The organism is Streptomyces nigrescens, from assembly GCF_027626975.1.
Taxonomy (GTDB): domain Bacteria; phylum Actinomycetota; class Actinomycetes; order Streptomycetales; family Streptomycetaceae; genus Streptomyces; species Streptomyces nigrescens.
Map to the genome: position 1 here is coordinate 5182585 of NZ_CP114203.1, position 15529 is coordinate 5198113.

Genomic DNA, 15529 nt, shown 5'->3' on the forward strand with positions numbered 1-15529 from the left:
ATGGCGGACGCCAAGGTCATTCCCTTCGGCGAGGAGCCCCGGGCGCGCAGGAAGGCCCGGCGGGCCGGGCGCGCGGAGCGCGGTGCGGCGCTGGCACCCGTACCGGAGGCACGGACCGAGCATCCGCCGGCCGTTCCCCCGCGGCCGAACCCCGGGCGGTCCCTGGACGAGCGGATCGCCGGCGGGCTGGCCTTTCTGCGGCGGCGGATCACCGGCGACTACGAGGTCGATGACTTCGGGTACGACGAGGAGCTGACCGACCAGGTCCTGATGTCGCTGCTGCGGCCCTTCTACGAGAAGTACTTCCGGGTCGAGGTGAAGGGGATCGAGAACATCCCCTCCGACGGTGGTGCGCTGATCGTCGCCAACCACTCCGGAACACTGCCGCTGGACGGCCTGATGCTGCAGGTCGGGGTGCACGACAACCACCCGGCGCAGCGTCATCTCCGGCTGCTGGCGGCCGACTTGGTGTTCGTCCTGCCGGTGATAAACGAGCTGGCGCGCAAGGCCGGGCACACCCTCGCCTGCGCGGAGGACGCCCAGCGGCTGCTGGAGCGCGGCGAGATCGTCGGGGTGATGCCGGAGGGCTTCAAGGGCATCGGCAAGCCCTTCGCGGACCGCTACAAGCTCCAGCGCTTCGGGCGGGGCGGCTTCGTCTCGACGGCGCTGAAGGCCGGGGTGCCGATCGTGCCGTGCTCGATCGTGGGCGCGGAGGAGATCTACCCGATGATCGGGAACGCCAAGACGCTGGCGCGGGTGCTGGGGCTGCCGTATTTCCCCCTCACACCGACCTTCCCGTGGCTGGGACCGCTGGGGGCGGTGCCGCTGCCGACGAAGTGGACGATCCAGTTCGGCGAGCCGATCCCGACGGCCGGCTATCCGGCGGAGGCGGCCGACGATCCGATGCTGATGTTCAACCTGACCGATCAGGTACGGGAAACGATTCAGCACACCCTCTACAAGCTGCTGGTACAGCGACGCTCGGTGTTCTTCTGAGGGAAGGACCAGAAGAACACCGAGCGCGCCGGCACCGGAGGCGATCTGCTACTTCGGGAGATCCTCGCCGTCGATGCCCAGACCGGGAAGCAGCCCCGGGATCAGCGGCGGGAGAGTGACATCGGGCTGGCCGCCGGTGTCCCTGCCACCGTTGTGGCCCCGGTCGTGCGGCGACGGGCTGCCGCCCTTGGACGGCGGGTCGAGCAGCCCACCCGTATTGCCGCCGAGCAGGCCGTCCTCCTGGGAGGGGGACGCCGACGGGCGCGGGGCGTGCGGGCCGCCGGAGTGCTTGCCGTGGGAGGACTTGCTGCCGGACGGTGCCGGGCGGCCGTCGGAGCCGGAGCCGGTGCCCGCGGAGGCGGGCGTGTCGCGGTGGTGGCGCCTGCTGTCCGGGGTGGGCGGCAGCAGCGAGCGGAGCGGACCGACCTCTTTGTCTATGGCGTCGAAGACCGAGCTGACCTCGTCGCGGACGTCCGTGAGCTGCACCGGGAGTTTGTCGCGCAGATGCGACCAGGTGCCGCGATGGGACTTCGTGAAGGAGTTCAGCGCCTGGATGGGGCCGAGCGAGCCATCTCGTTCATACGCCGCGTGCAGCAGGCGGTGGCCCTCGCCCGCGTCGTGCCGGATGCCGGAGAGCGCCTTGCGGATCTCGCCGAGCGACTCGTGGTCGAGGTCGGCGAGCCGGGCGCGCTCCATCAGCCTGCGGACCTCCATCATGCGGGTGGAGGCCTGGTCGAGAAGGAGCCGGCCGCGGTCGGAGTCATCGTCGGCCATGCCGAGCCGCAGGTCCTCCATGCCGCGCTTGAGGCCGTAGAGGGAGTCGCCGGGGAGGGCGTCGGAGCTGGCCGCGGCGACACCGCTGAACGCGCCGGCCGCGACGCCGACCGTCAGCCCGCCTGCCGCCAGCCCCTTGGAGAGGCGGGAGCGCGGGCGCAGCCGGCCGATGGATTTCGTGGCGCGGTGCGCGCCCTTGTGTTCGCGCTGCTCGGGCACCCTGGCACCGTCGGACGGAGCGCCTTCGGCGAAGGCGGCCTCCATCGCAGCGATGAGCTGGGCGCGCTGGACAGTCTTGACCTCGGTGGCCATCTCCGGCCCCGGGAGTTTCCCGAGGCCGTCGGCGACCGCCAACAGCCGTGCTTCGCCCGGCGCTTGGGCCGGATTGTCGACCTGGTCCTCGGCCGCCGCGCCCTCGAGGACCTGCTCCTCCAGGGCCTGGGCGAAGGCGTTGGCCCGCCGGTGCACCGAGACATTTGCGATCACGGGCGGCACCTCCTCTCGTCATCCCGCTCGACTCCCCGGACTGGCTTTGACTGTCCAGATGGACCGGATGGTTGCACGCCGTGGTCCGCGGCCACTCGATCGAGTGAGAGGCAGCGGGCATGGCGTGACCGCATGGAGCCTGCATCCCGCACAACGAGCGGCGCGGCACTCGGGTTACGCACTCACGATGATCTGACCGACCGGGCATGAGTGATCACCAAGAGTGAGCGTGTGGCGGCGTGGGACGGGTCGTCGGCGCATGTGGACAGGGGGTGGGTCAGCGGGCGTCTTCGGGGAGCAGCCGTGCGAGGGTGCGGACCGCGCGGTACTGGAGGGTCTTGATCGCGCCCTCGTTCTTGCCCATGACGCGGGCGGTCTCGGCGACCGAGAGGCCCTGCAGAAAGCGCAGCGTGACGCACTCCTGCTGTTGGGGGTTGAGCTTGCGTACCGCCTCCAGGAGGGCGGCGTTGGAGAGGGATTCGAGGACCGAGTCCTCGGGGCTGCGCTCGACCTCGTTGGCGTCGAGCATCTCTCCGGTGGTGACTTCCAGGCGGAAGCGGGAGGACTTGAAGTGGTCGGCCACGAGATTGCGGGCGATGGTCACCAGCCAGGCGCCGAAGTCACGGCCCTGCCAGGTGAACGTGCCGATGCGGCGCAGGGCCCGCAGAAAGGTCTCGCTGGTGAGGTCCTCGGCCGTGGCACGGCCGCCGACGCGGTAGTAGATGTAGCGGTAGACCGTGTCGGCGTACTGGTCGTAGAGGCGGCCGAAGGCTTCGGCCTCGCCGGCCTGGGCTCGTTCGACGAGGTCCATCATGCGACGGCTGTCGCTGTCGGCGGGACGACGGGCGGTGGTCGTGCCGGTGCCGGAGCGGCGGGTTCTGCCGGCGGCCTTTCCGACCGCAGCACTCCCGTCGGCCAGGGCGTAGCAGGGTCCGGCGGCGGGGACGGCTGAGGCGAATGCGGGGACGGCGTACGCGGTGGGGACAAAACTGCGCAGGTGGTCGACGAGTGTCGTACGCAGCGTAGCCAGGCCCGAGGCGTCAACCCCGACGTGTGGGTACACGGGACTCCCAGAGGCAGAGCTTCCATCACGTGCAGTGCGGGACCGTTCACTCGTCGTAGGGACGTGTGGGTTCCGGATTGCGTCTGAGGAGAATAACGCTTCGTACAGGCAGCGCTACACCCAGTTGCTCAAATCATCGATTAGTTACGGTCCGTGCCGGGTTGGTGGCAGATCAAGTATCGAATACTGAGCAACTATTGATCGGAAGGGAACGCAATCTGCCTGGTTGGAAGGCGTGTTGTGGCTGACCGACAGCTGCGGGACTGACGGGACGGCGGAGGGGGTAGGGAGAGGGGATGGCCGTCCGGCCGGTTCGGTGATCAGGCCTGGTCAGCGGCGTCGGCGCTGGAGTGCGACCGCGGCCGCGGCGCCGCCGGCGAGAGCCCCGACCCCGGCCGCCGCGGGGATGCCGATCTTGGCCGCTTTCCGGCCGGTGCGGTAGTCGCGCAGCCGCCAGCCCTGTTCCCGGGCGTGCTTGCGCAGGCGGCTGTCGGGGTTGATCGCGTACGGGTGCCCGACGAGCGAGAGCATCGGGATGTCGTTGGCGGAGTCGCTGTAGGCGGCGCAGTGCGACAGGTCCAGGCCCTCGCCCGCCGCCAGGGCGCGGACCGCCTCGGCCTTGGCGGGGCCGTGCAGCGGCTCGCCCACCAGCTTGCCCGTGTAGACACCGCCGACGGACTCGGCGACGGTGCCGAGCGCGCCGGTCAGGCCGAGCCGGCGGGCGATGATCGTCGCGGTCTCGACGGGGGCCGCGGTCACCAGCCAGACCTTCTGGCCCGCGTCGAGGTGGGCCTGGGCCAGGGCACGGGTGCCGGGCCAGACCCGCTCGGCCATGTACTCGTCGTAGATCTCCTCGCCGATGGACATCAGCTCGGCGACGCGGTGGCCCTGGACGATGGACAGCGCGCTGTTGCGGACGTCCGCCATGTGCTCGGGGTTCTCCGAGCCGGCCAGCCGGAAGTAGATCTGCTGCCAGGCGAAGCGGGCCAGGTCGCGCTTGTGGAAGAAGTGCCGCTTGTACAGGCCGCGGCCGAAGTGGAAGAGCGCCGCGCCCTGCATGACGGTGTTGTCCAGGTCGAAGAAGGCGGCGGCCGCCGTGTCCCCGACGACCGGGAATTCGGGCTCCGCGGGCGTCTCCTCGACCGGCGGCGCCTCCTGGGAGGACTTGCGGGCGGCCTCGGCCGCGGCCTCGCCGGCCAGCACGCTGCGGGCCGTGGCGGGGCGTCTGCGGCGAGGGATCCAGCCCAGGTCGAAGAGCGCCCCGGAGGGCATCCAGCCGGATCGGCGAGCGGGCGACATGCCGACAGCGTAGCCAGTTTGTTCGGTGCAGCCGGTTACGGGCGCGTGTCAGGAGGGTCTGAGGAGGGGGAAGGGGGCATTACGGCCACCTCGGCGGGGCCTTAGGGGGTGGGCGAACGCTTCCCGTAGGGGGCGAGATGGCCCCCTGCGGGACCACAACGTGGTGGGGGGAGGGGGAATTCCTCGCGTGTCTCCGGGGGGCGCGGAAGGCTCAGGCGCCCAGGGCCGTGCGCAGCCGTTTCGGGTCGACCCGCCAGAAGTCGTGCTGGGCGCCGTCGACGAGGATGACCGGAATCTGCTCCCAGTACTTGCGGTGCAGCTCGGGGTCCTCGGTGATGTCCTTCTTCTCCCACGACGCGCCGGTCTCGGCGCAGACCTTCTCGATCACGGCCTGGGCGTCGTCGCAGAGGTGGCAGCCCGGCTTGCCGACCAGGGTGACCATCCGGTCGGCGGGGCTCTTGCGGGGGCTGCGGCTGAACAAGGGGGCCATGGAGCCATTGTGCCGGGTCACGGCGGTGTCCGGTCCGGCCCGGTTCGATTACCATCGGTGGGCGATTTGTAGGTTTCCGGGGGTATAGCGGTAAGGAGTGAGGGCGCGTGCTCCCGTCGGTGCTGCCCCGTGAGACGGGTGGCGCGAGTGAACGGTGTGACGTGGGAGTTGGTTCCGCGGAGGCCTGTAATAGGCGCGTGACCCCGGTCACTTTGGGCGGACAAACCGGACACCATCTTTGTGCACGCGTTCACAAAGACATAGCCTGCAGAAGACAGGGCGGTCGGGTTCCATGCGGTCGCCCGCAGCCCCGCTCTACCCGCAGGAGCACCGTGGCAACTGGCCGAACTCACCGACCGGCGACCCGCAGCCGAGGCATTCCCGAGGCCACCGTCGCCCGGCTTCCGCTGTATCTGCGTGCACTGACCGCGCTCTCCGAGCGCTCGGTACCCACGGTCTCCTCCGAGGAGCTCGCGGCCGCGGCGGGGGTCAACTCCGCCAAGCTGCGCAAGGACTTCTCCTACCTCGGCTCGTACGGGACCCGCGGCGTGGGCTACGACGTGGAGTACCTCGTCTACCAGATCTCGCGTGAACTGGGGCTGACCCAGGATTGGCCGGTTGTCATCGTCGGTATCGGTAATCTCGGCGCCGCGCTCGCCAACTACGGCGGCTTCGCCTCGCGTGGCTTCCGCGTCGCGGCCCTGATCGACGCCGACCCGGCCATGGCCGGCAAGCCCGTCGCGGGCATCGCGGTCCAGCACACCGATGAGCTGGAGCACATCATCGAGAGCAACGGCGTCTCGATCGGTGTCATTGCCACGCCGGCCGGGGCCGCGCAGCAGGTCTGCGAGCGCCTGGTCGCCGCCGGTGTCACCTCGATCCTCAACTTCGCGCCGACCGTACTGACCGTGCCCGACGGGGTGGACGTACGCAAGGTCGACCTGTCGATAGAGCTGCAGATCCTCGCCTTCCACGAGCAGCGCAAGGCCGGCGAGGAGGGCGGGCCCGACAGCGGTGGGCCGGCTGTGGCCGCCCGGGCCGCCGCCGCGGTGGCGGACGATCGCAAGGGACCTGACGGGGACATGCCCGCCGTGATGCCGGCATGACACTCCTGGTCGTCGGACTGAGCCATCGCAGCGCGCCGGTGAGCGTGCTGGAGCGGGCCGCGCTCGCCCCGGAGGCGCGCGGCAAGCTGCTGCAGGACGCGGTGTCGGCCGAACCGGTCACCGAGTCCGCGGTGCTCTCCACCTGCAACCGCATCGAGCTCTACGCCGACGTGGACAAGTTCCACGCCGGTGTCGCTGAGCTGTCCACCCTCCTGGCCCGCCACAGCGGCGCCGGCCTGGAGGAGCTCACCCCTTATCTCTATGTCCACTACGAGGACCGGGCCGTCCACCACCTCTTCTCGGTGGCCTGCGGCCTGGACTCGATGGTCGTCGGCGAGGGTCAGATCCTCGGGCAGATCAAGGACGCACTGGCCGTCGCCCAGGAGCAGCACACCGCGGGCCGGCTGCTGAACGACCTGTTCCAGCAGGCCCTGCGGGTGGGCAAGCGCGCCCACAGCGAGACCGGCATCGACAAGGCCGGCCAGTCGCTGGTCACCTTCGGGCTGGAGCAGCTCGCGGCCGGCCGGGACGTCGAGGACTGGGCGCGCGGCAAGCGGGCGCTGGTCATCGGCGCCGGATCGATGTCGTCGCTGGCCGCCACCACCCTCGTACGGGCCGGCGTCGGCGAGCTGGCCGTCGCCAACCGCACCGTCGAGCGCGCCGAGCGGCTGGTCCGGATCCTCACCGAGCCGGGCGGGACCGGCGCCGCCACAGGAGTCGCCGCCCGTGCGGTGGCGATGACCTCCGTCCCGGACGAGCTGTCGCTCGCCGACATCGTGGTCTCCTGTACCGGCGCGACCGGCCTGGTCCTGGCCGGCGAGATGGTCGCGGCCGCGCGCGACGGGCGTGAGGCGCCGCTGGCGCTGCTCGACCTCGCCATGCCGCGGGACATAGATGCCGCGGTGCACCGGATCGACGGCGCGCACCTCGTCGACATCGAGTCGCTGGCCGACGCGTCCGCTGACGCGCCGATGGCGGCCGACGTGGACAAGGTGCGCGGCATCGTCTCCGATGAGGTCGCCGCCTTCGGCGCCGCCCAGCGGGCCGCGCACATCACCCCCACCGTGGTCGCCCTGCGCACCATGGCCGCGGACGTCGTCGCCGGTGAGATCGCCCGGCTCGACGGCCGCCTTCCCGACCTTGACGACAAGCAGCGCGCCGAGATCACCCAGACCGTGCGCCGCGTCGTCGACAAACTCCTGCACGCGCCCACCGTCCGGGTAAAGCAGCTGGCCAGCGAGCCCGGCGGCGCCGGGTACGCGGACGCCCTGCGGGAACTCTTCGATCTCGACCCCCAGACGGTCGCCGCCGTCAGCCGGGCCGACACGCGCGCCGACAGGCACGATGCACGGGAGCGGGCATGACCGACAGCACAACGAGAGCACTGCGGCTGGGCACGCGGCGCAGCAAGCTCGCCATGGCCCAGTCCGGGCAGATCGCCGAGGCGGTGCGCGCGCTGACGGGCCGCCCCGTCGAACTGGTGGAGATCACCACCTACGGCGACACCTCCCGCGAGCACCTCGCGCAGATCGGCGGCACCGGTGTGTTCGTCTCCGCGCTGCGGGACGCGCTGCTCGCCGGGGAGATCGACTTCGCCGTCCACTCGCTCAAGGACCTGCCCACCACGCAGCCCGAGACCCTGACCCTGGCGGCCATACCCGTACGGGAAGACCCCCGGGACGCGCTGATCGCCAGGGACGGGCTCACCTTTGAGCAACTGACCGCCGACGAGGACCGGGTTGCCCGCATCGGCACCGGCTCGCCTCGCAGGATGGCGCAGCTGAACGCCTGGGCCAGGTCGCTGGGCCGGCGTGTGGAGACCGTGCCGATACGCGGGAACATCGACACCCGCATCGGCTTCGTCGAAAAGGGCGAACTGGACGCGGTCGTACTGGCCGCCGCCGGTCTCACCCGCATCGGCCGGATCGACGAGGCGACGCAGCTGCTGTCGCCCGACGTGTTTTTGCCTGCCCCCGGCCAGGGGGCGCTGGCGATCGAGTGCGCCGCGGTCAACGTGGACCTCGTCGCCCGGCTCAGTGAGCTCGACGACCCGGACACCCGGGCCGCCGTGACCGCCGAGCGATCCCTGCTCGCCGCCCTGGAGGCCGGCTGTTCCGCACCCGTCGGAGCACTGGCCGACCTCTCCCCAAGCTCTCGACTTCGCTCGAGCAGGGGAGGCCCCAAGGCTGACGAGCAGGCTGTCACCGAATTGCACCTGCGCGGTGTCGTCGGCACGACCGACGGCAGCACGCTGGTGCAGCTGTCCACCACCGGGCACGTACCCGCCTCTCCCGACGACGTGTCGACCCCGCTGAACCTGGGTCGTGAACTCGCCGCCGAGATGCTCGCAAAGGGTGCGGCCGGTCTTATGGGGGAGCGAGCACTTTGAACCCCACCGCCCCAAACCACTCCGCCTCCGGTCAGGTCACCTTCCTGGGTGCCGGGCCGGGAGACCCGGGTCTGCTGACGCTGCGTGCCGTGGAGGCGCTGGCCTCCGCGGACGTACTGATCGCCGACCCGCAGGTGCTGGACGTCGTGCGCGTGCATGCCCGCGCACAGGTGGACACACCACTGCAGGCGTCAGCTGACGAGGCGTCAATCCCCGCCGATGTCCCTGCCCTTAGGGACACCGCCAATCTTGTCATGGCGGCCGCCCGTGCGGGCAAGCGGGTCGTACGTGCCGTCACCGGAGACCCCGGCCTGGACGGTTACGTCGCCGAGGAGATGCTGGCCTGCGCCTCCGAAGGCATCGTCTTCGAGGTCGTGCCCGGTATCGCCGCGGCCGTCGGCGTGCCCGCGTACGCCGGTGTCCCGCTGCGGGACGCGCAGGGCACCGATGTGCGCTTCATCGACGCCCGCAGCGCCGATGCGCGCTGCTGGTCCGAAGTGGGTGCCAGTGACGCCACCGCCGTCGTCTCCACCACCCTCGACTCGGTGGCCGCGGCCGCCGGTGAACTGGTGTCCGGAGGCCGCAAGCCCGACACCCCGATGACCGTCACCGTCGCCGGCACCACCACCCGCCAGCGCACCTGGACCGCCACCCTCGGGTCGGTCGCGCAGGTGCTCAAGGCCGCCAAGGTGCTGCCGTCGGCGGACGGCGGCCAGCCGGTCATAGCCGTGGTCGGTGAGCGCAGTGCCGCCGCGCAGCGCGACCGCCTTTCGTGGTTCGAGTCCAAGCCGCTCTTCGGCTGGCGGGTGCTCGTGCCGCGTACGAAGGAGCAGGCCGCGTCGCTCTCCGACCAGCTCGTCTCGTACGGCGCGGTGCCGCACGAGGTCCCGACCATCGCCGTCGAACCGCCGCGCACCCCGCAGCAGATGGAGCGTGCGGTCAAGGGCCTGGTCACCGGCCGCTACGAGTGGATCGCCTTCACCTCGGTCAACGCCGTCAAGGCCGTCCGGGAGAAGTTCGAGGAGTACGGCCTGGATGCCCGCGCCTTCGCCGGGATCAAGGTCGCCGCGGTCGGCGAGCAGACCGCCAAGGCGCTGGTCGCCTTCGGTGTGAAGCCCGACCTGGTGCCGAGCGGTGAGCAGTCCGCCGCCGGTCTGCTGGAGGACTGGCCGCCGTACGACCCGGTCTTCGACCCGATCGACCGCGTCTTCCTGCCGCGTGCCGACATCGCCACCGAGACCCTGGTCGCCGGGCTGATCGAGCTGGGCTGGGAGGTCGACGACGTCACCGCCTACCGGACCGTGCGCGCCTCGCCGCCGCCGGCCGAGACCCGCGAGGCGATCAAGGGCGGCGGCTTCGACGCCGTGCTCTTCACGTCCTCGTCGACCGTGCGGAACCTCGTCGGTATCGCCGGCAAGCCGCACAACGTGACCGTGATCGCCTGTATCGGCCCGGCCACCGCCAAGACCGCCGAGGAGCACGGGCTGCGCGTGGACGTCATGTCGCCCGAGCCCTCGGTGCACAAGCTGGCCGAAGCGCTCGCGGACTTCGGCGCGGCGCGGCGCGACACCGCGCTGGAGGCCGGGGACCCGGTCACCCGGCCGAGCGAGCGGCGGCCCGGATCGCGCCGGAGAGCGCGTAGCTAGCAGCGGTTCGTACGGCTTTGAAGGGCGCCTCCTCCGGGGGCGCCCTTCTGCTTGTGTGCCGGAGCCCGGACCCCTCCCCTCCGACGGCCCGTCGGCAAAGGCAGGCGCAAAGCGGGCGTAGCGTGGGCGTATGACGAAGTACGGAAGCTTCCCCGGTGCGCGGCCCCGGCGGCTGCGTACCACCCCCGCCATGCGGCGGATGGTGGCCGAACACCGGCTGCACCCCGCCGACCTGATCCTTCCCGCGTTCGTACGGGAGGGGGTCAGCGAGCCGGTGCCGATCTCCGCCATGCCGGGCGTGGTCCAGCACACCCGTGACACGCTGCGCAAGGCCGCCGCCGAGGCGGCCGGGGCCGGGGTCGCCGGGATCATGCTGTTCGGAGTGCCCGAGGACGCCAAGAAGGACGCCCTCGGCACGGCCGGCACCGACCCGGACGGCATCCTGCAGGTCGCCATCCGGGACGTGAAGGCCGAGGTCGGCGACGATCTCGTGATCATGTCGGACCTGTGCCTGGACGAGTACACCGACCACGGGCACTGCGGTGTCCTGGACGCCGCCGGCCGGGTCGACAACGACGCGACGCTGGAGCGCTACGCCGAGATGGCGCAGGTCCAGGCCGACGCGGGCGTCCATACCGTGGGCCCCAGCGGGATGATGGACGGCCAGATCGGTGTCGTCCGTGACGCGCTCGACCAGACCGGCCACGAGGACGTCTCGGTCCTCGCCTACACCGCGAAGTACTCCTCCGCCTTCTACGGGCCCTTCCGCGAGGCCGTCGGCTCGTCCCTCCAGGGCGACCGCAAGACCTACCAGCAGGACCCGGCCAACCTCCGCGAGTCGCTGCGCGAGCTGGCGCTCGACCTGGAGGAGGGCGCCGACATGGTGATGGTCAAGCCGGCGCTGCCCTACCTCGATGTGCTCGCGAAGGTCGCGGACTCGGTGGACGTACCGGTCGCCGCGTACCAGATCTCCGGTGAGTACGCGATGATCGAGGCCGCCGCGGAGAAGGGCTGGATCGACCGCGACAAGGCGATCCTGGAGACGCTGACCGGCATCAAGCGGGCCGGGGCGAACATGATCCTGACGTACTGGGCCACGGAGGTCGCGCGGGGGCTGTGAGCCGCCGGGCGCCCGTGTGCCGCACCTGCTCCCGTCCCCGGGCTCCGGGGGCGGGAGCTTTGCTGTGTGACGGTGACGTTTTGTCCGCCTGGTTCCGGGCACGCACCGGTTGTCAGGGAAGACCGCGACCGGACCGAGGAGCGAGTCACCATGACTGCCAAGCGCAAGATGCAGGCCAAGGGCGCCCAGGTCATCGGCGCCATGAAGGAAGCCGTCGGCAAAGCGACGCACAACCGCAAGCTGCAGGCCGAGGGCAAGGCGGAGAAGACCGCCGGTCAGGGCCTCGATGTGAGCGAGAAGACCAAGGACGAGGTGCGTAAGCGCTGGCCGTGAGGCCGGCCTTTCTCGGCCCGGAACGGCCAACGGCCCCGTACAGCACGACATCTGTGCTGTACGGGGCCGTTGGGCCGATGCGGGTGGCGGGTGCGGCCCGCGCGCCGGTCAGAGGCGCTCGGGCGTCCGGATGCCGAGCAGGGCCATGCCCTGGTGGAGGGTGCGGGCGGTCAGGTCGCACAGGAACAGCCGGTTCGCGATCTGGTCCGGGCCGCCCTCGGCCTTCAGGACCGGGCACTGGTCGTAGAAGGTCGTGAACAGCGAGGCGAGGCCGTAGAGGTACGCGGCGAGCTTGTGCGGCTCGTACGAGGCGGCGGCCTCGGCGACGGTCTCGCCGAACTGGTCGAGGTGCAGACCCAGCGCCCGCTCCGCCGGGGCCAGCGGCAGCTCGGGGTGCGCCACGGGGGCCACGTCACCGGCCTTGCGGAAGATCGACCGGATCCGGGCGTAGGCGTACTGGAGGTAGACCGAGGTGTCGCCGTTCAGCGAGACCATCTGGTCCAGGTCGAACTTGTAGTCACGGCTGGCCGACGTCGACAGGTCCGCGTACTTCACGGCGCCGATGCCGACCTGCGCGCCGTTGCCGGTGATCTCCTCCTCGGTGAGGCCGATCGGCTCGCCCTTCTCCCGCACCACCGCGGTCGCCCGGTCGATCGCCTCGTCCAGCAGGTCCACCAGCCGCACCGTCTCGCCCTCACGGGTCTTGAACGGCTTGCCGTCCTTGCCGAGGACCGTGCCGAACGCCAGCTGCACCGCATGCGTCTTGTCGTCCAGCCAGCCGGCCCGGCGGGCGGTCTCGAAGACCATCTTGAAGTGCAGGGACTGCCGGGCGTCGACGACGTACAGCAGCGTGTCGGCGGAGAGGTTCTGGACCCGGTCGCGGATCGCGGAGAGGTCGGTGGCGGCGTAGCCGTAGCCGCCGTTGGTCTTCTTGACGATCAGCGGGACGGGGTTGCCGTCCGGGCCCTTGACGTCGTCGAAGAACACGCAGAGGGCGCCCTCGGAGCGCACCGCCACACCGGACTCCTCCAGCAGCCGGCAGGTCTCCTCCAGCATGGCGTTGTAGCCGGACTCACCGACGACATCGGGGTCGTGGATGTCCATGTCCAGCTTGTTGAAGACCGAGTAGAAGTAGATCTTCGACTCGTCGACGAACCGCCGCCACAGGGCCAGCGTCTCCTCGTCGCCGGCCTGGAGGTCGACGACCCGGCGCCGGGCACGCTCCTTGAACTCCTCGTCGGAGTCGAAGAGCGCGCGCGAGGCCTTGTAGAGACGGTTCAGGTTCGACATGGCCTCCTCGCCGGAGACCTCGCCGCCCTTGTGGTCCAGCTCGTGCGGGTGCTCGATGAGGTACTGGATGAGCATGCCGAACTGGGTGCCCCAGTCGCCGATGTGATGCCTGCGGATCACCTTCTCGCCGGTGAACTCCAGGATCTCGACCATCGCCGCGCCGATCACCGCGGACCGCAGATGGCCGACGTGCATCTCCTTCGCCACATTCGGCTGGGCGTAGTCGATGACGGTGGTGCCGGCCCCGTCGGCGTACGGCACGCCCAGCCGGTCGTCGGCGGCGCGCGCGGCGAGGGTCGTGATGATCGCCTCGTCGGCGACGGTGATGTTGAGGAAGCCGGGGCCGGAGACCTCGATCTCCTTGATCACCGCGCCGCTGTCACCCGTGGGGATGCCCGCGACGACCTGAGTGGCCAGCTCCCGCGGGTTGCCCTTGAGCTTCTTCGCCAGCGCCAGCATGCCGTTGGCCTGGAAATCGGCCCGGTCGCTACGTCGCAGCAGCGGGTCGACGTCGCGGGCCTCCGGCAGGGCTGCCGAGAGGGCGTCCGCGACGCGCTGGTTGACCGATGCTGCGAGGGAAGTGACCGAGGCCATGGAGATGAGCTCTCTTCCAGAGGGAGGTGTCGCTGGAGTGGAAAGGGTTTGCCAACGAGTATCCCACGGCACTACCACTGATTTTCCGTCTGGGACAATGGGCACCGTCAGGCATTTGTGCGTCGCATGCGCAAGACGGCGCAATCAGGAAGCACCAGGAAGAGGAAGGGCCGATCGTGGCTCAGCAGAGCACCGAGACCGACTGGGTCTCCAGGTTCGCGGACGAGGTCATTGCCGAGGCGGAGCGCCGCGCCCCGGGCAAACCGGTCGTCTGCGCCTCGGGCCTGAGTCCGTCCGGCCCGATCCACCTCGGCAATCTCCGCGAGGTCATGACGCCGCACCTGGTCGCCGACGAGATCCGCCGCCGTGGTTACGAGGTCCGCCACCTCATCTCCTGGGACGACTACGACCGCTACCGCAAGGTCCCGGCCGGCGTCGCGGGCGTCGACGAGTCCTGGGCCGAGCACATCGGCAAGCCGCTGACCTCGGTGCCGGCCCCGGCCGGCTCGGCGTACCCGAACTGGGCCGAGCACTTCAAGGCCGCGATGAGCGAGGCGCTGGCCGAGCTGGGCGTCGAGTACGACGGCATCAGCCAGACCGAGCAGTACACCTCCGGTGTCTATCGCGAGCAGATCCTGCACGCGATGAAGCACCGCGCGGAGATCGACGCGATCCTCGGCCAGTACCGCACGAAGAAGGCCCCGGCGAAGAAGTCGCAGAAGCCGGTCGACGAGGCCGAGCTGGAGGCCGCCGAGGGCTCCGGCGCGGCCGCCGAGGACGACGGCAGCGGCGGCTCGGCCGGCTACTTCCCGTACAAGCCGTACTGCGGGCAGTGCGCGAAGGACCTCACCACGGTCACCTCGTACGACGACGAGACCACCGAGCTGGTCTACACCTGCACGGAGTGCGGGTTCGGCGAGACGGTCCGGCTGAGCGAGTTCAACCGCGGCAAGCTGGTCTGGAAGGTCGACTGGCCGATGCGGTGGGCCTACGAGGGCGTGATCTTCGAGCCGTCCGGTGTCGACCACTCCTCGCCGGGCTCGTCCTTCGTCGTCGGCGGCCAGATCGTCCGCAAGATCTTCGACGGCGACCAGCCCATCGGCCCCATGTACGCCTTCGTGGGCATCAGCGGCATGGCCAAGATGTCCTCCTCGCGCGGCGGGGTGCCGACCCCGGGCGATGCGCTGAAGATCATGGAGGCGCCGCTGCTGCGCTGGCTGTACGCGCGCCGCAAGCCCAACCAGTCCTTCAAGATCGCCTTCGACCAGGAGATCCAGCGGCTCTACGACGAGTGGGACAAGCTGGAGTCCAAGGTCGCCGACGGCAGCGCGCTGCCGGCCGACGCCGCCGCGTACTCCCGCGCGGCCCGCACCGCCGCCGGCGAACTGCCCCGTACGCCGCGCCCGCTGCCGTACCGCACCCTCGCCTCGGTCGCGGACATCACGGCCGGCCATGACGAGCAGACGCTCCGGATCCTGAGCGACCTGGACCCGGACAACCCCGTCACCACCCTGGACGAGACCCGGCCGCGGCTCGACAGGGCCGAGTACTGGATCACCACCCAGGTCCCGGCCGAGCAGCGCACCGTCGTCCGTGCCGAGCCCGACGAGGAGCTGCTCGCCACCCTCGACGAGCAGTCCCGCGGCTCGCTGCGGCTGCTGCTCGACGGCCTGGACACGCACTGGTCGCTGGACGGTCTGACGACCCTGGTCTACGGCGTGCCGAAGGTCCAGGCGGGTCTGGAGCCGGACGCCAAGCCGACGCCGGAGCTGAAGGTCGCCCAGCGCGCGTTCTTCGCCCTGCTCTACAACCTGCTGGTCGGCAGGGACACCGGGCCGCGGCTGCCCACCCTGCTGCTGGCCGTCGGGGCCGACCGGGTGCGCAAGCTGCTCGGCGGCTGACGGGCCGCGGGAGAGCCGCTGCCGTTGAGGCGTAGACACCCT

Annotated in this window: 13 protein-coding genes; 8 read left to right on the top strand and 5 right to left on the bottom strand. The window is 70.6% G+C overall.

All coding sequences use genetic code 11. The features are described from left to right. Positions 1–996 carry a lysophospholipid acyltransferase family protein gene (locus STRNI_RS23155; protein ID WP_109890724.1) on the top strand — a complete coding sequence of 332 codons (996 nt, stop codon included), beginning with the start codon at positions 1–3 and terminating at the stop codon, positions 994–996. Positions 997–1044: 48 nt separating this feature from the next. On the opposite strand, the gene STRNI_RS23160 is transcribed toward STRNI_RS23155, so the two are convergent. The 4 genes from STRNI_RS23160 to STRNI_RS23175 form a co-directional block, all read right to left on the bottom strand. Next, complete coding sequence (locus STRNI_RS23160; protein WP_277411939.1) at positions 1045–2256, bottom strand: DUF5667 domain-containing protein; 1212 nt, start codon at positions 2254–2256, stop codon at positions 1045–1047. A gap of 277 nt (positions 2257–2533) precedes the next feature. Further along, entirely contained in the window at positions 2534–3319 is a 786-nt protein-coding gene (locus STRNI_RS23165) for an ECF subfamily RNA polymerase sigma factor, BldN family (protein WP_006604745.1), read from the bottom strand. A gap of 330 nt (positions 3320–3649) precedes the next feature. Continuing rightward, on the bottom strand, positions 3650–4591 hold the full coding sequence (locus STRNI_RS23170) for an HAD family hydrolase (RefSeq protein WP_018091038.1): 942 nt from the start codon (positions 4589–4591) through the stop codon (positions 3650–3652). A gap of 238 nt (positions 4592–4829) precedes the next feature. Then, a complete protein-coding gene (locus STRNI_RS23175; protein WP_026169869.1) occupies positions 4830–5108 on the bottom strand; it encodes a glutaredoxin family protein in 279 nt (92 codons plus the stop codon). A gap of 332 nt (positions 5109–5440) precedes the next feature. On the opposite strand from STRNI_RS23175, the gene STRNI_RS23180 reads away from it, so the two are divergent. The 6 genes from STRNI_RS23180 to STRNI_RS23205 all read left to right on the top strand — a co-directional run bounded on the left by STRNI_RS23180 (position 5441) and on the right by STRNI_RS23205 (position 11702). Further along, on the top strand, positions 5441–6214 hold the full coding sequence (locus STRNI_RS23180; protein WP_266450120.1) for a redox-sensing transcriptional repressor Rex: 774 nt from the start codon (positions 5441–5443) through the stop codon (positions 6212–6214). Beyond that, entirely contained in the window at positions 6211–7578 is a 1368-nt protein-coding gene (locus STRNI_RS23185; RefSeq protein ID WP_018091035.1) for a glutamyl-tRNA reductase, read from the top strand. Before STRNI_RS23180 ends, STRNI_RS23185 begins: the two co-directional genes overlap by 4 nt. Then, positions 7575–8603 (top strand): hydroxymethylbilane synthase, encoded by a 1029-nt coding sequence (gene hemC, locus STRNI_RS23190; RefSeq protein WP_148590939.1) that lies wholly within the window; start codon positions 7575–7577, stop codon positions 8601–8603. Before STRNI_RS23185 ends, hemC begins: the two co-directional genes overlap by 4 nt. Next, the gene (locus tag STRNI_RS23195; protein ID WP_266450123.1) at positions 8600–10249 is read left to right on the top strand and encodes a bifunctional uroporphyrinogen-III C-methyltransferase/uroporphyrinogen-III synthase; all 1650 of its coding nucleotides are present in this window, start codon (positions 8600–8602) and stop codon (positions 10247–10249) included. The genes hemC and STRNI_RS23195 overlap by 4 nt, the downstream gene beginning before the upstream one ends. Before the next feature lie 130 nt (positions 10250–10379). Then, complete coding sequence (gene hemB, locus STRNI_RS23200; protein ID WP_109890720.1) at positions 10380–11369, top strand: porphobilinogen synthase; 990 nt, start codon at positions 10380–10382, stop codon at positions 11367–11369. A gap of 150 nt (positions 11370–11519) precedes the next feature. Continuing rightward, positions 11520–11702 carry a CsbD family protein gene (locus STRNI_RS23205; RefSeq protein WP_093644982.1) on the top strand — a complete coding sequence of 61 codons (183 nt, stop codon included), beginning with the start codon at positions 11520–11522 and terminating at the stop codon, positions 11700–11702. Between the two features lie 108 nt (positions 11703–11810). On the opposite strand, the gene argS is transcribed toward STRNI_RS23205, so the two are convergent. Then, positions 11811–13586: an arginine--tRNA ligase gene (argS, locus tag STRNI_RS23210; RefSeq protein ID WP_018091030.1), complete on the bottom strand. Its 1776-nt coding sequence runs from the start codon at positions 13584–13586 to the stop codon at positions 11811–11813. 176 nt (positions 13587–13762) lie between these two features. Between argS and lysS the strand changes: the two genes are divergently transcribed. Beyond that, positions 13763–15487, top strand: a complete 1725-nt coding sequence (gene lysS / locus STRNI_RS23215) for a lysine--tRNA ligase (RefSeq protein WP_266450128.1) — start codon at positions 13763–13765, stop codon at positions 15485–15487. The last annotated feature ends 42 nt before the right edge of the window (positions 15488–15529 follow it).